This is a genomic window from Nocardia crassostreae (genome assembly GCF_001613405.1).
Lineage (GTDB): Bacteria > Actinomycetota > Actinomycetes > Mycobacteriales > Mycobacteriaceae > Nocardia > Nocardia crassostreae.
The window spans coordinates 74508-98734 of record NZ_BDCH01000006.1; the positions used below are offsets into that span (position 1 = coordinate 74508).

Annotated in this window: 17 protein-coding genes and 1 pseudogene; 2 read left to right on the forward strand and 16 right to left on the reverse strand. The window is 66.5% G+C overall.

Translation table 11 applies throughout. The features are described 5' to 3' along the window. Window positions 1-59: 59 nt before the first annotated feature. The 16 genes and pseudogenes from fadD32 to glf form a co-directional block, all read right to left on the reverse strand. Window positions 60-1982 carry a long-chain-fatty-acid--AMP ligase FadD32 gene (fadD32, locus tag NC4_RS03280; RefSeq protein WP_067532015.1) on the reverse strand — a complete coding sequence of 641 codons (1923 nt, stop codon included), beginning with the start codon at window positions 1980-1982 and terminating at the stop codon, window positions 60-62. Between the two features lie 400 nt (window positions 1983-2382). Continuing rightward, window positions 2383-3354, reverse strand: coding sequence for a cutinase family protein (locus NC4_RS03285; protein ID WP_067532017.1), 972 nt, complete (start codon window positions 3352-3354; stop codon window positions 2383-2385). After that, window positions 3354-3884 carry a DUF732 domain-containing protein gene (locus tag NC4_RS03290; protein WP_067532020.1) on the reverse strand — a complete coding sequence of 177 codons (531 nt, stop codon included), beginning with the start codon at window positions 3882-3884 and terminating at the stop codon, window positions 3354-3356. The genes NC4_RS03285 and NC4_RS03290 overlap by 1 nt, the downstream gene beginning before the upstream one ends. A 126-nt stretch (window positions 3885-4010) precedes the next feature. Further along, complete coding sequence (locus NC4_RS03295; RefSeq protein ID WP_067532022.1) at window positions 4011-6062, reverse strand: alpha/beta hydrolase-fold protein; 2052 nt, start codon at window positions 6060-6062, stop codon at window positions 4011-4013. 71 nt (window positions 6063-6133) lie between these two features. Further along, complete coding sequence (locus tag NC4_RS03300) at window positions 6134-7141, reverse strand: alpha/beta hydrolase (protein ID WP_084528401.1); 1008 nt, start codon at window positions 7139-7141, stop codon at window positions 6134-6136. Between the two features lie 179 nt (window positions 7142-7320). Continuing rightward, a pseudogene (locus tag NC4_RS03305) lies at window positions 7321-8637 on the reverse strand (alpha/beta hydrolase-fold protein); the annotation flags it as partial. Window positions 8638-8728: 91 nt separating this feature from the next. Further along, on the reverse strand, window positions 8729-9766 hold the full coding sequence (locus tag NC4_RS03310; protein WP_084528405.1) for an alpha/beta hydrolase: 1038 nt from the start codon (window positions 9764-9766) through the stop codon (window positions 8729-8731). Between the two features lie 327 nt (window positions 9767-10093). Then, on the reverse strand, window positions 10094-11104 hold the full coding sequence (locus NC4_RS03315) for an alpha/beta hydrolase (protein ID WP_084528432.1): 1011 nt from the start codon (window positions 11102-11104) through the stop codon (window positions 10094-10096). Between the two features lie 193 nt (window positions 11105-11297). Further along, window positions 11298-12341 carry an alpha/beta hydrolase gene (locus NC4_RS03320; protein ID WP_067532027.1) on the reverse strand — a complete coding sequence of 348 codons (1044 nt, stop codon included), beginning with the start codon at window positions 12339-12341 and terminating at the stop codon, window positions 11298-11300. A gap of 181 nt (window positions 12342-12522) precedes the next feature. Beyond that, window positions 12523-13611, reverse strand: coding sequence for an alpha/beta hydrolase (locus tag NC4_RS03325; protein ID WP_067532029.1), 1089 nt, complete (start codon window positions 13609-13611; stop codon window positions 12523-12525). Between the two features lie 216 nt (window positions 13612-13827). Continuing rightward, window positions 13828-14835 carry an alpha/beta hydrolase gene (locus NC4_RS03330; RefSeq protein ID WP_369690664.1) on the reverse strand — a complete coding sequence of 336 codons (1008 nt, stop codon included), beginning with the start codon at window positions 14833-14835 and terminating at the stop codon, window positions 13828-13830. 270 nt (window positions 14836-15105) lie between these two features. Continuing rightward, window positions 15106-17049: an arabinofuranosyltransferase AftB family protein gene (locus NC4_RS03335; RefSeq protein ID WP_501193512.1), complete on the reverse strand. Its 1944-nt coding sequence runs from the start codon at window positions 17047-17049 to the stop codon at window positions 15106-15108. Between the two features lie 46 nt (window positions 17050-17095). Beyond that, the gene (locus tag NC4_RS03340; protein ID WP_067532035.1) at window positions 17096-18043 is read right to left on the reverse strand and encodes a decaprenyl-phosphate phosphoribosyltransferase; all 948 of its coding nucleotides are present in this window, start codon (window positions 18041-18043) and stop codon (window positions 17096-17098) included. Between the two features lie 26 nt (window positions 18044-18069). Further along, complete coding sequence (locus NC4_RS03345) at window positions 18070-18648, reverse strand: phosphatase PAP2 family protein (RefSeq protein WP_084528407.1); 579 nt, start codon at window positions 18646-18648, stop codon at window positions 18070-18072. Beyond that, window positions 18645-20582 (reverse strand): glycosyltransferase, encoded by a 1938-nt coding sequence (locus tag NC4_RS03350; protein ID WP_067532037.1) that lies wholly within the window; start codon window positions 20580-20582, stop codon window positions 18645-18647. Before NC4_RS03350 ends, NC4_RS03345 begins: the two co-directional genes overlap by 4 nt. Further along, window positions 20579-21775, reverse strand: coding sequence for a UDP-galactopyranose mutase (gene glf / locus NC4_RS03355; RefSeq protein WP_067532039.1), 1197 nt, complete (start codon window positions 21773-21775; stop codon window positions 20579-20581). Before glf ends, NC4_RS03350 begins: the two co-directional genes overlap by 4 nt. 290 nt (window positions 21776-22065) lie before the next feature. Here glf and NC4_RS03360 point away from each other — a divergent pair, with 290 nt between their 5' ends. Both NC4_RS03360 and NC4_RS03365 read left to right on the forward strand, forming a co-directional pair. Then, entirely contained in the window at window positions 22066-23151 is a 1086-nt protein-coding gene (locus tag NC4_RS03360; RefSeq protein ID WP_067532041.1) for a hypothetical protein, read from the forward strand. Window positions 23152-23226: 75 nt separating this feature from the next. Then, on the forward strand, window positions 23227-23796 hold the full coding sequence (locus NC4_RS03365; protein ID WP_067532043.1) for a Uma2 family endonuclease: 570 nt from the start codon (window positions 23227-23229) through the stop codon (window positions 23794-23796). Window positions 23797-24227 lie beyond the last annotated feature (431 nt).

Here is a 24227-nt window from a genome sequence, read left to right on the forward strand (position 1 = left end):
CAAGCAGTGAATGGCGCGAGCCCTGTCGGCCCGCGCCATTCGCATCGAGGCGTCCGCCTCTACTCCTCGTCCGGAGCATCGGGGAAGGCCTGCTGCGTGTAACCACCACGCAGTGTGCCTTCCAGGTACGCCGCCTTGCAGGCGCGACGCGCGATCTTGCCGCTGGAGGTGCGCGGAATCGAGCCCGCCAGAACCAGCAGGATGTCGCGCGCCGTGACACCGTGGCGGGTGGACAGGGCCGCGCGCACCGCATCGGCGATGGGCTGCGGATCGGCCTTACCGGCGCCCGGGCCGCGCTCGCCCACGATGACCAGCTGTTCGGAGGCGTCGTCGGCGTCGTACTTGATGCCCGAATGGCTGTCGGAGGCAAAGACTTCGGCGGGCAGCTGGTTGGCGGGCACCGAGAAGGCGGCCACGAAGCCGGGACGCAGCGCCTTGGAGGCCTCCTGCGCGGAGTACTCCAGATCCTGCGGGTAGTGGTTGCGGCCGTCCACGATGACCAGGTCCTTGACGCGACCGGTGATGTAGAGCTCGCCGTCCACGTACACGCCGTAGTCGCCGGTGCGCAGCCAGTTGCCGTCGACCGGGACGCCCGCAGTGTGCACGCTGCCCTCGACGCGATCGGCCAGCTTGTTGCGGAAGGTCTTCTGGGTCTCCTCGGCGCGGCCCCAGTAGCCGATGCCGACATTGTTGCCGTGCAACCAGATCTCGCCGACCTGGCCCTCGGGCAGTTCGCGCGGGCCCTCGGGCGAGTCGATGGACTCGGCGTCCACGATGGCCGCCCACTGCGACAGCGCCACATAGCCGCAGGACACCTGGGCGATGGAGTTCGGCGCGCCCTGCTCGACCTTCACGATGCGACCGGCATTGAGCTCGGTGCGGTCGACATAGATGACCTTGGCCTCGTCCTCGTGCCGGGTGGCGGAGACGAACAGCGTCGCCTCGGCCATGCCGTAGCAGGGCTTGATGGCGGTCTTGGGCAGGCCGAAGGGCGCGAACGCCTCGTTGAACTTCTTCATCGAGGAAGTGGTCACCGGCTCGGAGCCGTTGATCAGGCCGATGACGTTCGACAGATCCAGGGCCTCGCCGTTCTTCGGCACCGCGCGCGCCGCGGCGTGCTCGAAGGCGAAGTTCGGTGCGGCGGCGAAGGTTCCGGCGCCGTCGGAGACCGCGGCCAGTTCGTGGATCCAGCGCGCCGGGCGGCGCACGAAGGCGCTCGGCGACATGATGGTGATGTACTTGCCGCCCACGGCGGGCAGGATCACCGTCAGCAGGCCCATGTCGTGGTACAGCGGCAGCCAGGTGACGCCGCGCGAATTCCAGTTCAGGTCCAGCGCGTTCACCATCTGCAGCACATTGGTGCCGACCGCGCGATGGGTGATCTCGACACCGGCGGGCACGCGTGTCGAACCCGAGGTGTACTGCAGGTACGCGATATCGTCGACCGCGATATCGGGGCGAATCCAGGACTCACCAACGGAATCCGGAATCGCGTCGACGGCAATGATGCGGGGGCGCTGAGCCGCGGGGAGCGCACGGAAGAACTGGTGGACCCCGGCGGCGGAGGAGCTGGCCGTGAGGATCGCCGACGGGGTGCAGTCACCGAGCACCGCGTGCAGGCGGTCGGTGTGGCCCGGCTCGTCCGGATCGAACAACGGCACCGAGATGGTGCCCGCATAGATGGCGGCGAAGAAGGAGATGACGTAATCCAGCCCTTGCGGGGCCAGGATCGCGACGCGATCACCCCGCTTGGTCACCTGCTGCAGACGTGCGGCCACCGCGCGCAGCCGCGTTCCGAACTGACTCCAGGTGAGGTCCTGGTACACGCCGTCGCGCTCGCGTGAGTAGTCGATGTAGCGGTAGGCCAGATCGTCGGCGTCATTACCGAGGGTGTGCTTCTCGACGTAGTCGACGAGGGTGCGGCCCTCGGGAATCGTGATGTTCCCCGTTTCGTCGAGGTAATCGTCGAAAGTCTCGTCCATTCCTTCTTCTCCTCCGAGGCGCACGCAGCAGGAGGGCGCACTGCGCCCTTTACCTGTGAGGCCCCGACTCTCTTCGCCCGCGGGGGAGCTCGTCTTGCGAGAGCCAACCTGCAGATTTGTCTTGCGGTCTGCGCGGTGACCGTCTATTGGCTAGATGTCCTCAAACCAGAGACATGTTACAGAGGAGCCGTCCGGCCATGCTCCGGAGCGGCCAAACATATCCCAGCTCACTGGCTCGGCCCCAATGGGATCACCGGGGCGAATGTCGCGATTTGGTCGGTCATTACCCCCGAGTAGGACATCGATGTGAGTTGCCGCACCCCGGCTCGGGGATCGAGCCGGGTGCCGCGATCTCGGAGCACTCTACAGCGTGACCCCGAAACTAGGGGGTCGGTCGCATTCAGGAGTGGGCCGGGTGCGGGGCGTTGTTCACCAGCCCGGTCGCCCAATCGACGGTCCACTGGGTCGCGGTGGTGCCGTTGCCGTCCACGGTGGAGCTGTTGTAGAGGCTGTGCACCGGATTGCCCGCGGCCCGGACCAGGATGCCGATACTGCTCATGATGTTGGCCGGATTGAGGGCCTGGCGCGGGGAGTCGCAGATGAGATCGCCCGCGGCGCACATGGAGTAGGTGCGGTCGGCGAGCGTGCCGAAGCCGGGCCGGGCCCCGGTCATGGTGATGCCCGGGACGTTCAGGCCGCGCAAGGCGACCTCCGCGCCGACGCCGGTCGGATTGTTGGTGCCGATCTGGATGGCCTGCCCGGGGCCGGTATCGCGGCGGCCGTCGGCCAGCAGGGCCACGCCCAGCACCTGATCCGCGGGCACCGGGCCCTTGCCCTCGCCGATGCTCGCGGCCACATCGCCCGCGATCACCGCGCCCTGGGAGAACCCGGCGATCACATAGGTGGTCAGCGGACAGGCGCGATAGGTCTCGGCCAGCTTGCCGGTGGCCCGGCTGATGCCCTCGGAGCGGCTGTTGTTGTAGGACTGCTGCCCGTCCGGCGGAATCGCGATGGGATTCGAGAACTGCGCCACGTACGGCACCGTGTAGACCTCGAGCCGCTCGTTCGGGAAGGCCGCCCGGATCGGATTGGAGATATGGAGCATGAGCGACGCCGGGTTCGCGGTCGGGTTGTAGGGATCGTCGGTGCTCGACGATTCCCACGTGCCGGGCACGGACAGCAGCAGCACGTCCGGGCAGGAAGCAGGCTGCGAGGTCGGCTTCTCCGGTTCGGGCTTCTCCGGGCCCGGCACCCGCAACCGGCCCGCCAGCAGGTACCACAGCAGGACCACCACGATGATCGCGATCACGATCAACGCGACGGCCAGCAGGCAGCCCCTGGCTTTCCGGCCTCCGGATCGGCGTCGGCTCATCACTTGTTGCAGTAGCTCGCGGTCGCGGTCTCGACGTAGATCTTGCCCGCCTGGTCGACGCTCATCTTGGACTCGTCGAAGCCGGGATCGGATCCGGCGATGGCGGTCACGTAGGTGAGGATCTGATCGTCGGAAGCGCCCTCAGACTTGCCCTGGCACACCAGATTCGCGGCGGTGAGCGCGATATCGGAGGCGGCCGGGGTGATGCCCTTGGCCTTCAACGCCTCCAGGAAGGTCTTGTCCCGATCGGTCAGCGGCGCGGCATCACTGGGGGTGGTGATGAATTCGGTGGGCACCGGCTGCGGGCGCTCGGCCTCGGTGGTGGGCGCGTCGGTGGTCTGGGGTGCGGGCTGCTCCGCGGCCGAGGTCTCGCCACCCGGCGTGGTCGCCGCGGTGCTCGCCTTGGTCGTGGTCGGGGCCAGCGTGGGAGTGCTCGTCGCGGTCGAATCGTTGTTGCCGCACGCGGCGAGCAGTCCAGTGGCAGCGAAGGCCACGACCACGCCGAGAACCTTTCCACGGGTCCGATGCATCTATTCGCTTCCTTGATCTGTCTGCGGGCACAAGTTCGGCCACCAGGCTAGCGGCAACCGCTTGATCCGCGACCCCCTCGCAACCGAACCTCATACCTTTCTCAGTGATCGGAGCGGCCGCACGGCTCAGTTGGGACGCACCTCGGGACCGAGCGCGGGGATGGGCATGGGGATGTCCTCGGCGGGCGGGGTGACCGGCGGTTCCGTGGGCCGGGCGGCGGGCGGGACGGGCTGCGGTACGGCGGCGGGCGCGGGCTGCGCGGGCTGGGTCACCGGCTGCGGGGTCAAGGGGGACAGACTGGGGAGCGAGATGGGCTGCCCGGTCAGGCCCAGCACCTGGGCCTTGCCGTCGCGCACCATGATCGAACCGCCCTGGAAGGCCTGCTGGGTGCCGCCCGCGACCGGGACCTCGTCGCCGATCGGGAAGCCGAGCACGCCGTTCTCGAAGCCCAGCACGCCCCAGGCATCCATAACCGGGCCGTTGCGCACGCCCCAGGATCCCGACAGCGGACTCCAATAGATATTGCCGCCTTCGAATTTCACGAACCGGCCGAGATCCTTCACCGGTAGCTCCCCGGAGGACGGGAAGCCGAAGGGGCTGTTCTCGAAGCCGAGTTGCGCGTACTTGCCGAGGATCAGGCCCTGCAGCAGCTGCGCGCCGGTCTTGGCGCTGAAGTACATGGGCCCGTTCTCGAAGCCCTGCACCACGCCGTCCTTGGTCGGGGTGCGCTGTTCGGGACCGGTGGGGTAGCCCGCCGGGCCGCGCTCGAATCCCTGTGCGCCCCAGGCGTCGAGGATGGCGCCGCGCAGGGCATTGGCGCCGGTCTGCGGGGTCCAGTAGATGGAGCCGTTCTGGAAGGTCTGCCAGCGGCCCCGATTGTCGGGCAGCGCGCGCTCGTCACCGGTCGGGAAGCCGAGCCCGCTGGCCGCGCCGTCCAGACCGGAATACGCGCCCGCGATGGCCCCGCCGACCGGATGCGCGCCCGTGGCGGGCGAGAACACCACCATGCCGTTGCGGAAGTCCTGCGCCACGCCATTGGCGATCTGGTATTCGCCGGTGAGGCAGTCGCCGAGCCAGGTATTGCCCTGTGCCACACCGCCGATGGCGCCGCCCAGCTTGCAGTCGCTGGTCGTGCTGTCCACGCCGAGCGCGGTCGCGGTCTGCGGCCAGGACTGGCGCATCTCGAAATCCCAGTACGGCCAAGTGTGCGTGCCGGAGGGGCGGTAGTTCACCTGCACCGGAATGCCCAGCTTCTGGAGTTTGGCCACGAAGTTCTGGGAACTCAGGCGGGACAGCACTTCCAGGCCCATACCCGCGTAATTGGTGGTGATGCCCGGAATATCGGTCGGCGGATCGGTCGCGCCCGCCGTGCCGCTGCCGCTGGAGATGTAGAGGTTGACCCCTTTGAGCTTGTCGGCCAGCTCGTACGGGTCGTGCTCCTTCCACGCCGGACCGGTGGGCGGCCCGAACATGGCGGTGGAGTCGAAACCGCCCGCGTCGTGCATGGCGAAATTGACCATCTGCGGCATGCCGAGCGTGGTGAGGGTCAGGAAGCCGGAGTAGGAGGCGGCATGGCGCACCCAGCCGGGATTGCGGGCGGCCAGCATCATGGCCGCGGTGCCGCCCATCGAAAGTCCCGAGACGCCACGCACATCGGTGGCGCGCCACTGGCTTTCCAACAGCGGGGGGAGCTCCTTGGTGAGGAAGGTCTCCCACTTGTAGTTGTGGCCGTTGAAGGGTTCCAGCCAGTCGGTGTAGAAGCTGGACTGGCCGCCCACCGGCAGCACCACCATGACGTTCTTGTCGGCGTAGAAACCGGCGGCCCCGGCCTCCTTGGTCCAGCCGTTCTCGTCATCGGTGGCGCGCAGGCCGTCGAGCATGAACATGACCGGGAACCGGGCATCGGGCTTGACGCGCCAGTCCCGGGGCAGTAGCAACTGCACCTGGATGGGCGTCCGCATGGCGGGCGAGAACACCCACAGCGCCACCCGGCGATCTCCCAACCACACCGCCTTCTGCAGGGTGGCCTGGACCTGGACCGCCTGCGGCGCTTCGGGCGCGGCGGCTACCGGGCCCGCACCGGCGACAGTGCCCGCGGCGAGCGGAAATACGACGGCCGCGGCGCACGCCGCCCAGCGTCTCCGCGCCCGCGCGGTCCCACGAACAACTCCAGCCACACAAGTGTTGTACCCCTGATCGGGCGATTCTCCGGGTAGGACGCGCGGGGACGGCGCGACTCAGCAAATGCTCAGGAACCGATGGCGGCGAGGATATCCGGGCGCGCCTTGGCCAGCTGCTCCTGCCAATAGCCCCACGCATGGGTGCCCCGCACCGGCAGGTCGTAGCGCGCATCGATGCCCAGGGATTCCAGCCGGGTCTTGAACGCGCGCGTATTCAGCATCGACAGCGCCTCCAGCGCAACGGCGTTCACCGTATTGAAGGCGCCGACCGGCGAAGTCGGATCGTCGTAGCCACCCGGCACGCCCCAGGCCGCCGAAATGTACAGGGGCAGGCCGCGCAACTGCGGCGCGAAGACGAAGGGATCCATGCGCAACCAGGCCGGGCTCCACGGCCAGGCCATGGAGTCCACATTGAAGCGGCCCGCGTCGAGCATGGCGATGCGAATGGCCTCGCGCATACCGGGCGCGGAGACATTCAGATAGCCGGAGAACGAGGAGGCGTGCAGGAACTGATCGCGGTGATAGGCCGCCGCGCTCCCGCCCATGGACAGCCCCGCCACCGCGTTCCTGTGGCGCGATATCCCGTAGCCCTCCAGGAAGGACGGCAGTTCGTCGGTCAGGAAGGTCTCCCACCGGTAGGTGAACTTCTGGCCGTTGGTGGACGAGGGCGCGCGCCAGTCGGAGTAGAAGCTGGACTGGCCGCCGACCGGCATGACCAGGGTGATGTTGTCCTCGGCGAACAGCTGCAGCGCATTGGTCTCGAAGGACCAGGCATTGAAGTCGTCGCGGGCGCGCAGGCCGTCGAGCAGATACAGCGCGCCGTCACCGCCATGGCGGGCCCACTGCACCTGCACCTTAATCGGCCCCATGCTCGAGGGCACCATGAGCTCCTCGAATCCGCCTGCGGGCCTGCGCGGTTCGGGCGCGGGCTCGGCGATCGGAGCCGGTTCCGCGACCGGTGCGGGCTCGACGGCCGGAGCCGGTTCAGCGGCCGGTACCGGTTCGGCCTGTGGATCGGCGAGCGCCGGGGCCGCCAATCCCGGCAATGCCGCCACCGCGACCGCGGCCACCAGCATGCGCCGCCATCCGCCTATTGCCTGTGTTCGAACCGAACCTGGGCATGACTCGCCCTGTGCTGCCATGAGAATGACTCCTGAACCGCAGGGGAAAGACACCATTGAGTGACCGGCGTCACGGACCTCGGAGCACTCTACAGTCAGCCGAGCCGAATTTCGGCCTTACCGTCCCGGAACACAATGCTGCCGTGTTCGAAATTCTGCTGAATGCCGTCAGGAATGGGCGTTTCGTCCGAAGTTGGAAATCCCAGCCGCCCAGCGGGTCCCGCCGCGCCCGCATAGGCGCCGCCGATCATGCCGCCCACCGCATGCGCGCCGGTGGCCTGCGACCAGAGCACCCGGCCGCCGCGGAAATCCTGGGCCGCGCCGCCCGCCACCGCGAATTCGGTGGTCAGGCACTCCCACAGCCAGGTCTTCGCCAGCGCCACAGGCAATATCGCCCCGGCGGCGGCGCACTCCGGTTTGGCCGCTTCCACGCCGAGCGCGGCCGCCGCCTGCGGCCAGGCCTGGCGCATTTCGAAATCCCAGTACGGCCATGAACGCGTCCCGGAGGGACGGTAATTCACCGAGACCGGAATGTTCAGTTTGTTGAGTTTCGCCACGAACGATTGCGAGGAGAAACGCGACAGCACCTCCAGGGCCATACCCGCCCAGTTGGTGCTCACGCCCGGAATTCCGGACGGAATGTCATAGGGCCCGGCGAGCCCGCTGCCGCTGGAGACGTACAGGCTGGTGCCCCTGAGCTTTTCAGCCAGCGAGTAGGGATCGTGGGCGGCCCATTCGGCATCGGTAGGCGGGCCCCACATGGCGTCCGAGTCATAGCCTCCCGCATCGCGCATGGAATAGGCGATGGCCTGGGGCATACCGAGCGTGGTGGTGGCGAGGGTGCCGGAGAACGAGGCGGCATATCGGACGAAGCCCGGATTCCGGGCGGCCAGGGTCATGGCCGCGCTGCCACCCATGGACAATCCGGTCAGACCACGCACATTGGTGGTGCGCCAGCCCTGGTCCAGCAGCGGCGGTAATTCCTTGGTGAGGAACGTTTCCCACTTGTAGGTCTTGCCATTATCGGGTCTGCGCCAGTCGGTGTACCAGCTGGACATGCCGCCGACCGGCAGCACCACCGTGATGTTCTTGTCGGCGTAGAACGCTTCCGCCCCAGCGTCTTTGGTCCAGCCGCTCTGATCGTCGCCCGCGCGCAGCCCGTCCAGCATGAGCAGGGTCGGGAACCGCATATCCGGTTTGCTGTGCCAGTCGCGGGCCAGTAGCAACTGGACTTGTATCTGCGCGCCCATGGCCGGTGAATCGATCCACAGCGCCACGCGTCTGTCGGTCAGCCACACCACATTTCGGATGGCGGGCGCACTCGCCGTCACCGCCCCAGGTTCCGCGACCGCCACCGGGCCGGTCGTCGTCAGTACTGTCGTGATCGCCGCGAGCGCCAGCAGAGTTCTGCGCCCGCGTCTCCCCCATCTATCACACGCCACAGATGTCACATTAGTTTTCTACCGCCTCGCGGCGAAACATGTGGAGCCACAAGAAAACCGGCCGCCCCGTAGGACGGCCGGTTTTCGCGTTATTCGGTTCTTACTGCCCCAGAGCGGCCAGAATGTGCGGCCGCGCCTTCCACGGCTCGTCCTGCCAGTACTTCCAGGAGTGCGTGCCCGCGGCCGGGAAGTCGTAGACCGCCGAATTGATGCCCAGCGAGTTCAGGCGAGCCTGGAACAGGCGGGTGGTCACCATCGAAATGGCCTCGATGCCCATGGCATTCGCGGTATTGAACACGCCGACGGCGCCATTGGGCGCATCGTGCTGGCCCGGCAGACCCGAGGCCGCCGAGATGTACATCGGCAGACCCTTCAGCTGCGGGGCGAACACGGCCGGGTCCATGCGCAGCCACGCCGGGCTCCACGGAGCGGCGAGCGAGTCCACATTGAAACGACCGGCATCCAGCATCATGATGCGGATGGCCTCACGCATACCCGGAGCGTTCCAGTTCAGCGGGCCCGAGAACGACGAGGCGTGCTTGAACTGACCGCGGTTGAAGGCCGCCAGCCGCAGCGCGGCCGGGCCGCTCATGGACAGGCCCACCACGGCATTGTTGGTGCGCGAGACACCGTAGCCCGCAAGGAAATCGGGGAGTTCCTTGGTCAGGAACGTCTCCCACTTGTAGGTGTACTTCTGACCATTGGTGTTCGACGGCGACACCCAGTCGGCGTACCAGCTGGACTGACCGCCGACCGGCATCACCAGGGTGACGTCGTCATTGGCGAACTGCTCCATGGCATTGGTCTCGAACGACCAGGCATTGCGGTCGTCGCGGGCGCGCAGACCGTCGAGCAGGTACAGGGCGGAGCCGCCGCCATTGCGCGCCCACTGCACCTGGACCTTGATCGGTCCCATGGAGGAGGGGACCATCAGTTCTTCGAAACCACCGGTCGGCGTGCGATGCATCGGCGTGTACACCGGTGCGGCGAAGGCGATGGTGGGGGCTGCTACCGCAGCGGCGGTCGGGATGGCCAGCGCCGCGGCGCCGGCTGCCAGAAGTCGTGCGCCCCAGCCACGATGAGCACTACGGCGTCCGGGCTGGACTCCCTCCGGCATGGCGGACCTGCCGAAACGCATGGATACTGCTCCTTCTCTACTGCAATAGTCTTCAGTTGTCATCGCTCATGCGCACAGGGCATAACCGCCGCGGGCATACTCGATGCACCCACCCCGAATCCCGACACTTCGAAGTGAGCGAAGCGCTACCACGGTCTGGATCACACTTGCGCTCGCTGGAGGGTATTCGACCTTCCGAGCGATTGGCAAGGTGGTGCTAATGAGTGGCCGATTTCCACCATCGTGCACGACCGTAATCGTGCGGTGACCTTATCGTGAAACGCCAGTGATGTCGCGGCAACGGGAAAATCCCTTACGCCCCTTTCGACTCCGACGCGGCGCTGCCAGTCAGCCGATGTTCGCACTCATGTCCGGCAGCATCTTGAAGACCTGGTCCTGCCAGTAGTGCCAGGAGTGGACACCGTCCGGCGTGTAGTCGAACACCGCATTACAGGGACCGAACGACTCCATGCGCGCCTGGAAGGCCCGGGTATTGGCCAGTGCGACCGTCTCCAGACCCGCCGCATTCGTCAGGTTGTACAGATCCATCGGGGACCGCACCTGATCGCGCGGCCCCGGCTGACCGTTGCCGCTGGCGATCCACAGCCGGGTCCCATTGGCGCGCAGGCGTTCCGCGAACACGAAAGGATCGTTGCGCAACCACAATTCGCTCCACGGCGGGCCCCACATGGCGTCGATGTTGTAGCCGCCCGTATCCAGCATGGCCACCCGCAGCGCCTCGCGCATACCAGGCGCCGAGACATTTAAATAACCGGAATACGATGCGGCATAACGGAACTGCTCCGGGTGGTAGGCGGCCAGCACCAGCGCCGCGCTGCCGCCCATGGACAGCCCGAGCACACCATTGCCGCGCGGATTGAAACCCAGCCGGGCCGCCATGGCATTGCGCAGATCGCGGGTCAGGAAGGTCTCCCACTCGTAGCGCACCGTCTGCCCATTGGTATTGCTGGTTTCCAGCCAATCGGAATAGAAGCTGGACTGACCGCCGATCCGCATGACCACATTGATATTCCACATGGGCAGCACCCGCGAGATCTCGGTATCGATCTCCCAGCCGGAGAGATCATTACGAGCCCGCAGGCCGTCGAGGGCGTAGACCACGCGCTGGGTATTACCGTCCAGTGCGCGGAAGATGCGCGTCTTGATCGGGCCCATGCTCGAATCGACCCAGAAGTCGTGCCCGGCCGGATTGAACCCGGCCTGCGCCGTGGCTCCCCCACCGCCCACAGCCGCTGCCAGCGGCAATGTCAGGGCGAGGGCCAGCCCCGCCAGCGAGCGGCGCAGCAGTGTGCGCCCGTACCGATCCGTACCCGTCCCGCGTACCCGCACAACCCGCATCGACTCGCCTTTCACGAGCGTGGTCACCGTTGACCACATCCGAAATGCAGTAGCTGTTGCCGCTCTGGAGTTCTCTATATGCCTCTATTCGTAGCCAATGATCGGCGAAACACCTCGGGATACCGAATCGTGATAAGACAATGCCGCCCGCCCCGGTAGGGGCGGGCGGCATTGGGTGAGGAGGGGTCGGGGGCTATCCGATATTCGCCGACAGGTCCGGAATCATGCGATAAGCCTCTTCCTGCCAGTTGGTCCAGGCGTGCAGACCCGCATTCGGGAACGAATAGACGACATTGCGCGCGCCGTTGGCTTCCATCGCCACCTGGAAGGCCCGGGTATTCACCAGGGCGAGCGCCTCCAGCGGCGGACCGCGGAGCAACCGGTCCGCCGCGACCCCGACGGGCACTTCGAGATCCTGCTGCATCGGCAGGCCGCTGCCCGCGGCGACCCACAGGCGGGTGTTGTTGGCGACCAGGCGCGGAGCGAACACGAGCGGATCCATGCGCAGCCACTGCGGGCCCCACGGCGGCGCCATGGAGTCGACGTTGTAACCGCCCGCGTCGATCATGGCCGCGCGAATCATCTCGCGCATGCCCGGGCCGGAAATATTCAGATAGCCCGAGAACGAACCGGCGAAACTGAACTGGTCCGGATGGTAGGCCGCCAGCGTCAGCGCCGCGCTGCCGCCCATGGAGAGTCCGAAAGCGCCGTTGCGGTACGGGTTGAACCCCAAGCGATCCCGCAGCGCCCAGCGCAACTGGTTGGTGAGGAAGGATTCCCAGTCGTAGCGGTAGCTCTTGCCCGGCCCCGCCCCCAGCACCTCGGTCGCCCCCGAACCGGTATTGGCCGAGGAACCGGCTCCCGCCGGGAGCCCGAAGAACGAACTCGGCGCGGCCCAGTCGGCATAGAAGCTGGACGGACCGCCGACGGGCATGACCACATTGATGTTCCAGCTGGTCAGCACCTGCGCGACATTGGTGTCGTTCTCCCAGCCGCTGATGTTCTCGGTGGCCCGCATACCGTCGAGCGCGTAGACCACCCGATTGGTATTGCCGTCCGCCGCACGGAAGATCCGCGACTTGATGGTGCCCATGACGGGCGAGTCGACATAGAAGTCGAACCCAGAGGGGTCGAAGGCCGCCGATGCTGTCGGTGGGCTCACCACCACCACCCCTAGTGGCAGTAGCACCGCCGCCGCCACGCCCAGAACCGTGTGTTTGAAGCCTCGGACCCGCATCGACCTAGCCCTCTCGTCAAGGAGCACAACCGACCTGCAGTACTGATCTTCGTTACGGATCGAGTATCGGACGTCCAACTCGGCGTGTTAGGCGTGTCAGGCGCGCCTTGTCCAGAACGAGATGAACAAGAAAAGGCCCTCGCCAAGTGGCGAGGGCCTCTTCATAAGGCTTGATCAGGACTTATCCGATGTTGGCCGACATGTCGGGGAGCATGCGGTAGACCTCGGCCTCCCAGTTGCGCCAGTTGTGGACGCCGGTGGCGGGGAAGTCGTAGGTGACGTTCTGTGCGCCCAGGGTGGCCATGCGCACCTGGAAGGCGCGGGTATTGGCGAGGGCGAGCGCCTCCAGCGGCATGCCCTGGATGACCGACATGACGCCGGTGACGTCACCCGCGGACGGGATGGCGCTGGCCGCGGAGATCCACAGGCGGGTGTTGTTGGCGACCAGGCGCGGAGCGAACACGAACGGGTCCATGCGCAGCCACTGCGGGCCCCACGGCGGCGCCATGGAGTCGACGTTGTAACCGCCCGCGTCGATGAAGGCGAGGCGCATGGCCTCACGCATACCGGGCGCGGAGATGTTCAGGTAGCCGGAGAACGCACTCGCGTAGCCGAACTGATCCGGGTGGTAGGCGGCCAGGGTCAGGGCGGCGGAACCACCCATGGACAGACCGAACACGCCATTGTTGGTCGACTTGAAGCCCAGCCGGTCCCGCAGCGCATTGCGCAGGTCCTGGGTCAGGAAGGTCTCCCAGGTGTAGCGGTAGCTCTTGCCCGGACCACCGGACAGGATCTGCATACCACCCGAGCCCGAGGAGGACCCGGAGGAGGACAGCGTGCCCGACCCGGAGGCCGAACCGGTGCCGCCCTCGATGCCGAGCAGGCTCGACGGCGCGTTCCAGTCGGCGTAGAAGCTGGACTGACCGCCGACCGGCATGACGACATTGATATTCGCGTCGGTCAGCGCCTGCGCGACATTGGTTTCGATCTCCCAGCCGGACAGGTCCTGGCGGGCACGCATGCCGTCGAGCGCGTAGACCACGCGGTTGGTGTTGCCGTCGGCCGCGCGGAAGATGCGCGTTTTGACCGGCCCCATCTCTGCCGAGTCGACCCAGAAGTCGAACCCTGCCGGGTTGAAGGCCGCGTTCGCGGCCGGAGCCGCTGCCACCGACGCCCCGAGCGGTAGCAGCATGGCCACCGCCACGCCCAGCACCGACTTCTTCAACCAACCGCCGCTAGATCTCCGACGTCCTTCGTGCGCGCCTCGCATATTCCGTTCGGCCTTTCGTATCGCGTTCGTTTCCACCGTGTGCTTGTGACCACGGCGGGCGTCCCGAGACCGTATCGTGGCTGGGCTAACGGGGCGTTATCAGACTGAGACATTTGTGACCCGGGCCACTGTGCTGCGATTTTGTGGCCTCGACCGGGCTGACCAGGAGCTTCGGCGCTGAAGCCCCCGGCGGAATGAAGCGGAATCGAGAATGACTTAACCAATGTTCGCGGAGAGGTCGGGGAGCATCTCGGTGAGCCGGGCCTCCCAGTTGGCCCAGTCGTGCACACCGACGGCGGGGTAGTTGAAGCTGGCGTTGCGCCCGCCGATGCTGGCGAACTTGGCCTCGAACGACCGCGTGCCGAGCAACGCCACTGCCTCCAAACCGATTGCGTTGACCTGGGTGTCGTCGACGGCGCCCTCCTCCGCGGGCAGCGTACTGCCGCACGAGACCCACAGCCGGGTATTGGAGGACTTCAGCCGCGACGCGAACTGGACCGGGTCGATGCGCCCCCATTTCTTGTCCTTGGGCCCGGCCATGGAGTCGATGTTGTAGCCGCCCGCGTCGATCATGGCGACCCGAATGGCTTGCCGGATAACGGCCATGGACATATCCAGCACACCGGAGAACGAACCCGCGAAGGAGAACTGGTCCGCGTGGAACGCGGCCAGCTGCAGCGCGGAGCTGCCGCTCATGGACAGCCCGAACACGCCGTTGCGAGTGGCATTGAAGCTCAGGCGATCCCGGAGCGCGTTGCGCAGGTCCTGGGTGAGGAAGGTTTCCCACTTGTAGGTGTAGGTCTTGCCGGGACCGCCCGCGTTCATCTGCGACCAGCCGTTGTCCGCGGTGCCGCCGTCCGTTCCGGCCGGAGTGTCGGCGAAGGTGCTCGGCTCGTTCCAGTCGGCGTAGAAGCTGGCACGGCCGCCGACCGGCATGACCACATTGATATTCGCGTCGGTCAGCGCCTGCGCGACATTGGTTTCGATCTCCCAGCCGTTCAGATCGTCGCGGGCACGCATACCGTCGAGCGCGTACACGACCCAGTTCGTATTGCCGTCCGCCGCACGGAAGATCCGCGACTTGATCGGTCCCATGGACGATTCGACCCAGAAGTCGAAGCCACTGGGATCGAAGGCCGCGCGCGCGGCGGGCGCGCGCGCGACGGTCGCCCCGAACGGTAGCAATGCTGCCAGTCCCACCCCCAGCGCCGATTTCCGCAGCACTTCTCGTCTCGTGATGCCCCGCATACCTCGTCCGGCCTTTCATCCGTTTACTGCGACAGCCGTTGCGGCTCATACAAGATCAGCCGCACCCGCTGTTATCAGAGAGCGTATCGCGGAACCGAGGTCTTGGCGTTACCGAATCGAGATTAAACCAACTCTCGGGGCTCTCAGGGGCTTCGCCCCCGAACCCCCAAACGCGAAACCCGCCCAAACCCCCCAAAACCAAACCCCCGCGCCCGTTTTGGGCGCGGGGGTTTGCTTTTCTCAGAACTACTTCGGCGCCACCGGCGCGGTCGGATCCGGGATATCGCACCGCTGCAACTCGTACTTGGGCACCCGATCGATGCGGTACTTCGCGAACTCGAGGGCGTTCTTGAAGTTGTGCCGCCACCGCTCGAAGGTCATCGGGTCGCGAGTGGAGACCAGCAGCGCTTCGGTCTCCGGGCATTTCAGCGCGGCCCGCGCCTGCGTCATCCAGCGCTCGTCGAGGTACCACGGCGTCCACGGATGCTTGTCCACCATGCCGGTATCGACCACGACCCAGTCCGGGTAGAGGTTCTTATCGTGTCCGATGCGGCCGTCGGTGAGGCGTTCGGTATGCGCCGCAAGCGGATACGCCAGACCCATCTGATCGATGACCCGCACGTCCAGGGGCACGTTCATGCTGGTCATACCGAGATTCAGGAAGAACACGGTATGCCCGGAGCCGCCCTCGGGAATGGGCAGCGGCGGCGGCGCGATGTACCACGCCATGAACGACGGCGAGTTCAGCAGCAGACCGCCATTGGGATTGTTGGCGATGTCCTGCACCATGGCCCGCATGCGCGGATAGTCCAGGTAGTCCTCGGCACGGATCGGGTGATCGTGACCGGTATTGAGCACGTAGTAGATCCGCTCGTCCACGATGCCGGTCGAGCTGATCTTGGTGCCGGACTTGATGGCCGTGGTGTTGGCCGCGAACAGCGCCCACCCCGCGGTGCCCAGGAAGGCCAGCAGCACGATCGCGAAAGCCCAGTCCAGCCGCCGCGATCCGGGCACGCCGAACCAGCCCGCGGGCAGCCGCAGCGGCAGCACCGCCACCGGCAGGATCAGGCAGAACAGCTGCGGCAGCAGCATGCGGCCGTGCATGAAGTCGCCGCCGACGCGGATCTCGTACACGGTGAGCAGCGCACCGCTGCCCAGCATGAGCGCGACCACCGCGGACGGCGAATGCAGCCACTCGCTGAACCGGTGGATCCGGCCGCGCAGGCTCTTGTCCTGGGCCGCATCGGAATCCGCGGCATGGCGGCCGGTGACATGATCGGCCCGGTACACCCGGCCCGCGACCACACCGGCGACGGCCAGCACCACCAGCGGAACGATCAGCCAGTACGGGCCGATGAAGTTCCACAGATAGACGAAGCCCTGCCCCCACTTGGCGCCGCCCGCGTCCTTGGCGACGGCGGTATTCGGGTAGGGCAGGCCGTAGTAGCCCATGCGCCAGATCTGGTAGGCGACCGGCGCCAGGCCCGCGACCGCCACCACGAGCGCCCGGAACACGATGGGCCGCACCCGGGTCCGCGGCAGCAGCGCGCAGAAGATCATGAGCAGCGCCAGCGCGCCGACCAGGGTCATCTCCGGCCGGATCAGCGGGGCCAGACCGGCGAAGAACACCAGCCCGAAAAAGCCCGGCAAGCGCGGCTTCTCGGTCTGGCTCCAGCGAATCAGCCACCACCACAGCACGGCCAGCCAGAAAATGACCAGGCTCGATTCCAGCCCGGAGGTGGCGTAGTCGCGCGCGGGCGGCAGCGCGATGTAGACGAGCACACCGGCGGGCAGCAGCAGCGCCGTCCCCGTGCCGCCCCACAGCCGCGCCGCGCCGAGCATGGCGAACACGATCGCCAGCACCGACAGCGTGAGCGCGATGCCCAGCACCACGTACTCCAGCCGGATCTGGGTGAGCCAGCTGAAGAACCAGACGATATAGGTCCACGCCGTGCTGGTGTTCGCCTCGACCCGCTCGTCCATATTGAACACCGGGCCATTGCCCGCGAGCAGGTTGCGCACCGTACGCAGCACGATCAGGCCGTCATCGGCGATCCAGCGCCGCTGCCAGCCACCGGCCGCGAACAGCGTCGCGGTCAGCAGGATCCCACCGACGAATACGGTTCGGGATAGTCGCGTGAAGCCGCGCGCGGAATCGCCCACGCGCCGACGGGCGCGGCCGACCGGCAACTGTGCCGTCGGCGCACCCTCCTCTCGCTCTTCTCCCTCTACCACGTCAGGTGAGATAGACAGCGACACCTACCGCTCCGATCCAGGCGATTGCGAGGAACTGGAGGACCCGGTCCCCCAGGGCGATCTCTTCGGGTTCACCGGCTTCACCGCCGTCGACGTCCACGGCATAGCGCAGGACGGCGATGGTGAACGGGACCATCGAGATGGCGTACATCTCGGTGTCCTTGGCCCGACCCTGTTCGAACGCCCACAGACCGTAGAACACCACCAGGGCGGTCGCCGCCACGGTCCAGACGAAGCGCAGGTAGGTCGGCGTGTAGTACTCCAGGGACTTGCGGATCTTGGCGCCGGTGTCGAGCGCGATCTTCAGCTCGGCATAGCGCTTACCGGCCGCCATGAACAGCGAGCCGAACGCCATGATGAGCAGGAACCACTGGGACAGCGCAATATCCGTCGCCGCACCGCCCGCGACCGCGCGCAGCAGAAAGCCGGAGGAGACGATGCAGATATCGAGCACGGCCTGATGCTTCAGGCCGAAGCAGTAGGCCAGCTGGATGCCGATGTAGATGGCCATCACCACGGCCAGATGCCAGGAGGCGACGAACGACAGCAGGATCGAGCCCACCAGCAGCACGGCCGACAGCGCGTAGGCCAGGTTGACCGGAACGATCCCGGCGGCGATCGGGCGGAACCGCTTGGTCGGGTGCGCCCGGTCGGCGTCCACGTCGAGCGCGTCGTTGACGAGGTAGATGCCCGAGGCCGCCATGCAGAACACCACGAAGGCGATGCCGAGGTTGCCGATCACCTGCCAGTTGCCGATGACCAGATCGCCCGCGGCGGTCTTGCCCGCGGCCAGCGGAGCGGCCAGCACCAGGACGTTCTTGACCCACTGGCGCGGGCGCATGGCCTTGACCAGGCCGCCCGCCAGGGTCTTGGGCGGTCCCTTCACGACCGCCTCGTCTAGCTCGGTGCTGGTCGGCTCTTCGCTCATGTCAACAAGCGCTCTTTCCTGTGCGGTCACTTGGCGAGTCTCTTTTCGGCGGCGAGCACTGCGGCGGCTGATGCGGCGCCCAGCGCTGAACCGGCGAGCACGTCGGTGGGGTAGTGCACACCGAGGACGACTCGGGAGAGCAGCATCGGCGGGACGAGCACCGCAGGCAAGGGTAGCCCGGTGAGCCTGCCGAGCAATACAGCCGCCGCCGTTGTCGAGGTGGCGTGTGAGGACGGGAAGCTCAGTTTGCTCGGCGTCGACACGTTGACCTGCACGGATGGATCGTTGGGCCGGGGGCGGCGGACGATCCGCTTGATCACCACGGAGGCGGCGTGCGCGCCGAACGCGCCGACGGCCGCACCCGCCCACTGGCGGCGGCGCGGCTTGTCGACCAGCGCGCCGACGGCGGCGATGCCGATCCAGCCGAGCGAGTGCTCACCGAAGTGGGACATGCCGCGCGCGGCCTTGATGACCGCCGGATTCTGTCCGATGGTGGCCTGAACCGCGTTGATGATCTTGACCTCGGCGGGCGCGGGGGCCGTTGGCGCATCCGGGACCACACGCAGACCACGATCGGTATCGGACGCCGACTGGGGTGCGCTCATTTGGGCTCATTTCCTGTAATGCCGAAGACGTTCTCCCACGCGGCCTTGCTGGTGAGGTGCGCGTGCGCGGCACGATACTGCTCGCGGACCTCCGGGAACCGTTCGGCCAGTTCCCTGCGCAGCCGCATGGCCTCCTTGAACAGTTCCGCGGCCTTGCGGGGATCGCGCTTACGGTAGACGACGCCGCGGCCGTCGGCAGTCGTAACGGTCACGCCGTCCACCTGCGAGAGCAGGAACCAGCGCGCGTCCAGGGTGGGCACGTTCAGCTGGGGGGTGGTGTGGTGCTTCGGGTTCGCCTTGCGGAAGTTGTGCAGGACGCCCTTGCCGAGGCGGGCGACCTTGGCGAGGGGATTGCCCGGTTCGCCGACCGCGCCCACATCGGCGCGCGAGGCCATGGGGAGTTCGGTGGAGGACGGCACGATGACCGCGTCCGGGAACTCCTTGCGCATGGCGTGCACCTTGCCGAGCGCGGTGGGGAGCAGCTCGAACAGCTTGTCCGGGCCCGCGAGGTAGTCGCGGATGGCCTCGTTCTGGATGGCGACCGTCGAATACTCCAGGCACAGCAGGTGTTTCAGCGTGGCCTTGACGGTGTTGATCACCATCGGGCGGCCGTCGTTGGGCAGGTGCAGCGAGGCCACGACGAGGCGGTTGCGCAGGTGGAAGTACGCCTGCCAGTCGATGGCGTCGTCCTTGTCGCTCCACGCCATATGCCACACGGCCGCGCCCGGCAGCGTGACGGTCGGGTAGCCGTGTTCGCGTGCGCGCAAACCGTATTCGGCATCGTCCCACTTGAGGAACAGCGGCAGCGGCTGCCCGATCTCCTCGGCCACCTGCCGCGGGATGACGCAGGTCCACCAGCCGTTGAAGTCCACGTCGATACGACGGTGCAGCAGTTTGGAGTTGTCGCGGTCGCGCAGCGGGTTCTTGGCGAAGTCGTGGTCGTATTCGACGTTCGGGGCCGCGGTCCACATGAAGATGGAGCGGTCCACCACCTCGCCCATGACGTGCAGGTGCGAACGCTCCTGCAGGTTGAGCATCTGGCCGCCGGTCAGGATGGGCGACTTGGCGAATCGGGAGAAAGCCAGCGCGCGCAGGATGCAGTCGGGCTCGATCTCGATGTCGTCGTCCATGTAGACGATGTACTCGGCATCGGTGGTCTTGAGCGCCTCGTACATGACGCGGCTGTAACCGCCGGAGCCACCGAGATTGGGCTGGTCGTGAATGGCCAGCCGGTCGCCGAGCACGGCGGCGGCCTGGGTGAATCCGGGCTCGTCCACGACCTTGCGGGTGCCCTGGTCGGGGATGATGACGGCCTTGATCTTCTCCAGCACCAGCGGATCGGCGCCCAGGGCCGTCAGGGTCTTCACCGCATCGGTCGGGCGGTTGAAGGTCGGCATGCCGACGGCGATGCTGCCCTCACCCGGCGCGTCGATGGGCGCGTACCAGCCGCCGCTGCGCATTTCGACATGGCTGTCGGTGGTGATGTCGAACCAGATCCAGCCGCCGTCCTCGAACGGGCCCAGATCCACTTCGAATTCCACGAAGGCGGCGGCCGCCGCGCCGTCGCCCGGCGTGCTGAACTCGTCGCCCTGCACGTGGATGCGCGAGCCGTCGGCCTTGGAGCGGTACACGTCCACCCGGCCGTGGCCGGACAGTTCCAGCCGCAGCACCACGGACTTCAGCACGCTCCAGCGCCGCCAGTAGCTGGCGGGGACGGCATTGAAATAGGTGCAGAACGACACCTCGGATTCCGCGCCGATGGCCAGCGCGGTGCGGGTGATGGCATGCGCGCGCCGGGCATTGGTCTCGGATTCCTCGAGGTACAGCTTGCGCACATCGAGGGGTTCGCCCGGCCGCGGTAGGATGATGCGCTGCAGCAGGGACTTGGCGCGAGTCTCGGTGGTCATCTCTTCGAGGGTGGCTTGGGCGCTCATTCGGCGGTGTCCACCAGGGGGGCGCCGGATTCCAGATGCGGCCGCAGCACATTGTCGAACATGCTCAGCGCGGCGCCGATGGCCATGTGCATGTCCAGGTACTGGTAGGTGCCCAGGCGGCCACCGAAGAGCACCTTGTTGTCCGCGGTCTCGGCCTTGGCGCGCTCGCGGTAGGCGATCAGTTTGGCGCGGTCGTCGGGGGTGTTGATGGGGTAGTACGGTTCGTCGCCGGTCTGGGCGAAGCGCGAGAACTCGCGCATGATGACCGTCTTGTCCGTCGGGTAGTCGCGCTCCGGGTGGAAGTGGCGCGGTTCGATGATGCGGGTGAAGGGCACGTCCGCATCGTTGTAGTTCATGACCGAAGTGCCCTGGTAGTCACCGGTTTCCAGGACCTCGGTCTCGAAATCGATGGTGCGCCAGCCGAGCTCGCCGTCGGCATAGTCGAAGTAGCGGTCCAGCGGGCCGGTGTAGACGACCGGGGCGTCCGGGTTCTGGGCGCGGATCTCGTCGCGCACCTCGAACCAGTCGGTGTCCAGGCGCACCTCGATGAGGTCGTTCTCGGCCATCTTGGCCAGCCAGGCGGTGTAGCCGTGCTTGGGCAGGCCCTCGTAGGCGTCGTTGAAGTAGCGGTTGTCGAAGGTGTAGCGGACCGGAAGCCGGGTGATATTGCCCGCGGGCAGTTCCTTGGGGTCGGTCTGCCACTGCTTGGCGGTGTAGTCGCGGATGAACGCCTCGTAGAGCGGGCGGCCGATCAGCGAGATGGCCTTTTCCTCGAGGTTGGCGGCGTTCTTGGTGTCGATCTCCGCGGACTGCTCGGCAATGAGCTTGCGCGCTTCCTCGGGGGTGAAATAGCGGCCGAAGAACTGCGACAGCAGGCCCAGTCCCATGGGGAATTGGTAGGCCTGGCCCTTGTGCATGGCGAAGACGCGATGCTGGTATCCGGTGAACTCGGTGAACTGGTTCACGTAATCCCACACCCGCTTGTTGGAGGTGTGGAAGAGGTGGGCGCCGTACTTGTGGATTTCGATGCCCGTTTCCGGGTCCGCCTCCGAGTACGCGTTGCCGCCCAGGTGGTAGCGGCGTTCGACCACCAATACCCGCTTTCCGAGCAGGTTGGCGGTGCGTTCTGCGACGGTCAGCCCGAAGAAACCGGAGCCGACGACAATGAGATCGAAGGGCGATGCGGCGGTCACGGGAGCCCAGCGTATCGGAAGTCGCCGAAGCTGCGCGCTGGCTCCGGTATGCGGGGTTCGGGAGTGGTCGCGAGCGTGGTCCGCGTCATCTCGCCGAGTGGGAGAAATCGGCGAAGTTTTGCGCGATGTTCACCAAAGCGCGGACAAGCGCGTCATGCGGACTGTATTACATACCGAACCAAGCTGAACGTCCGTCCAGTTTGTTGCCGTGTGCTAACTACGCGGCCGTGACCCCGCCAGACCCGGAAGACCATCACACATGCGGTTCCCCCGTCTCGCACCCCTCGTGGGTGCGCTCACGCTGTCCGCCGTCCTCGGCAACCTTCGACGACATCATCACCAATGCCGCCACGGCCATCCGCACCGTCGTGCCCGCGCATCAGCTGGCCGATTACGACCGGCAGGTGAACGACTTCCGGTACTCCATCGCGAACGTCCACGTGCACCGCTCCACGCTGCCCATCGATTCGGCCGAATTCGGCGGACGGCTGGAGTTCCTCGACGATCCGATCGTCACCCACCTGGTCAACAATCTGGACGCCATCCGCACCGGCCGCATCAACAAGGTCATCCCCATCACCCACCTCACGGTGAACGATGTGATCGAGACCTTCATCCTGGCCACCCGCATCGTGAAGATCCCGGCCCAGCTGGGCGCCAGCCTGGTCCCCACCGTCGGCTTCGTCCTCAAGCCCATCGTCGGCGCCATCTTCAACGGCGTGAAGTCCCTGGCGCGCGCCGTGCAGGACCAACTCGGCAAGGGCTGCAACACCTCCGGCGCGTACGAGAAGCTGCGACTCGACCTGCCCGACGAACAAGTGTCGGTCCCGCAGCCGCTCATCGACCTGGCCAATCAGCTCACCCTCGCCGACGGGGCGTGCACCCCGCTAGCCGAGCTGAAGACCTCCGACCTGGTGGAACGCACCCGCAACTTCCTCACCACCACCTCGGGCCTACCGGTCGACCCGGCCGCCGTCAACGCCAACGCCATTTCCCTCCAAGGCTTCCTGGAGCACAACCGAGTAGCCGACATCGTGACCATGCGCCGCACCGAACAACTCGGCCCCCTGGTCAACGCCATGGACTACGGCCCCATGACCTTCCTCGCCAACCTCGGCTTCGACATCTACGAAGGCAAGGTCTTCAACACCGTCCCCCTGGCCGACGTAACCGTCGAAAACGCCTTCGACCTGGTCACTTTGGCCCTCGATACCACCAGCCTGCTGATGACCCTGGGCAATATGGTCGCCGGCTGGACCGGTGTGGCGTCGACGGTACTGACCCCGCTGTCCGTCGCGCAGACCCTGGCGTTCGCGCCCACCACTTACGGGGCGCCGATCCTGAAGGGCGTCATGCAGTCCATGTGCGCGGTGTAGGCAACCAGAACTGCGCCTACGGGATAATGCGGAAAGCGCCATCGTACAGGAATAGTCTGAGGTAGAACTTGGGAGGTGACGGTGATAGCCGAGTCGCATCATATGACCGCACCCGGCGGGCTGACCGTGGCCGATCTACGCGCCGGCTACGATCCTGGATTCCGCTTCGAGCTCGAGGACGGCGTTGCAGTGATGATGGCCTCGGCCACGTTGTGGCACAACCGGGTGCTCCGACGGCTCACCGTCGCAATGGAAACGCAGTGCCCGGCGAGCCTGTCGGTCGAGATGGAACAGGCCATCGAAATCGCCGATGACTTCGCTCCTATACCAGATCTTTTGGTTGTCGACAGTGCTGCTGCGCTTCCCGGGGAGAACGTGCTTCCCAAATCGGCGGTCATACTCGCGGTCGAGATCGTATCCCAGGGCACTCGACGTAAAGACCGGATGATCCGGCCGATGGACTATGCCCGAGCCGGAATTCCCTACTTCTGGCGAATCGAGTCCGAAGACTTCGAGCCGGCCGTCTTCACCTTCCGGCTGGATGATTCAACCGGCCAGTATTCGCCAATCGACGTCCACCGCAAGGTGCTGCGCACCGAGGTTCCGTTCGAAATGGAGATCGAACTCACCGGCTTGGGCGGCTGACCGTTCCCAACGCTGTGGTCTGAGCCCGGGTGCTCACCGTGCCGGTCGGCGCTCGGCGATCCACTGTCCGGTCGCGGGTCGCGCCGCCAAGGCGAGGACTGCGAGATGGACGGTGACCGGGACCCCGAGCAGGGCGATTCTGTCTTCGGATCTACACATATGGCGATGACGCAGCCGATGGTGCCGAGTGCCGAGAGAACGATCAGCAGGATCCGTCCGGCGGCTTTGCCGAGGAACAGCAGGGTGGCGCCGATGAGCCACAGCACGCCGACCGCCGGGATGGCCAGTAGCAGGGCGAGAGAAGCGCCTGTCAGGTCATCTGGATCGTCCGGGTTGTCGAGACCGAGGGCGATCAGCGTCAGCAGGATTCCGCCTAGAACGGCGCCCACACCGACGATCACCGCGAGTATCCCCGCGGTGATCGCTGACGC

Excerpts from the sequence above, each read along its gene's own strand:
- fadD32 (WP_067532015.1), bottom strand. The coding sequence starts at position 1,982 with ATGGACGAGACTTTCGACGATTACCTCGACGAAACGGGGAACATCACG.
- NC4_RS03285 (WP_067532017.1), bottom strand. The coding sequence starts at position 3,354 with ATGAGCCGACGCCGATCCGGAGGCCGGAAAGCCAGGGGCTGCCTGCTG.
- NC4_RS03290 (WP_067532020.1), bottom strand. The coding sequence starts at position 3,884 with ATGCATCGGACCCGTGGAAAGGTTCTCGGCGTGGTCGTGGCCTTCGCT.
- NC4_RS03300 (WP_084528401.1), bottom strand. The coding sequence starts at position 7,141 with ATGCTGGTGGCCGCGGTCGCGGTGGCGGCATTGCCGGGATTGGCGGCC.
- NC4_RS03310 (WP_084528405.1), bottom strand. The coding sequence starts at position 9,766 with ATGCGTTTCGGCAGGTCCGCCATGCCGGAGGGAGTCCAGCCCGGACGC.
- NC4_RS03315 (WP_084528432.1), bottom strand. The coding sequence starts at position 11,104 with ATGCGGGTTGTGCGGGTACGCGGGACGGGTACGGATCGGTACGGGCGC.
- NC4_RS03320 (WP_067532027.1), bottom strand. The coding sequence starts at position 12,341 with ATGCGGGTCCGAGGCTTCAAACACACGGTTCTGGGCGTGGCGGCGGCG.
- NC4_RS03325 (WP_067532029.1), bottom strand. The coding sequence starts at position 13,611 with ATGCGAGGCGCGCACGAAGGACGTCGGAGATCTAGCGGCGGTTGGTTG.
- NC4_RS03340 (WP_067532035.1), bottom strand. The coding sequence starts at position 18,043 with ATGAGCGAAGAGCCGACCAGCACCGAGCTAGACGAGGCGGTCGTGAAG.
- NC4_RS03345 (WP_084528407.1), bottom strand. The coding sequence starts at position 18,648 with ATGAGCGCACCCCAGTCGGCGTCCGATACCGATCGTGGTCTGCGTGTG.
- NC4_RS03350 (WP_067532037.1), bottom strand. The coding sequence starts at position 20,582 with ATGAGCGCCCAAGCCACCCTCGAAGAGATGACCACCGAGACTCGCGCC.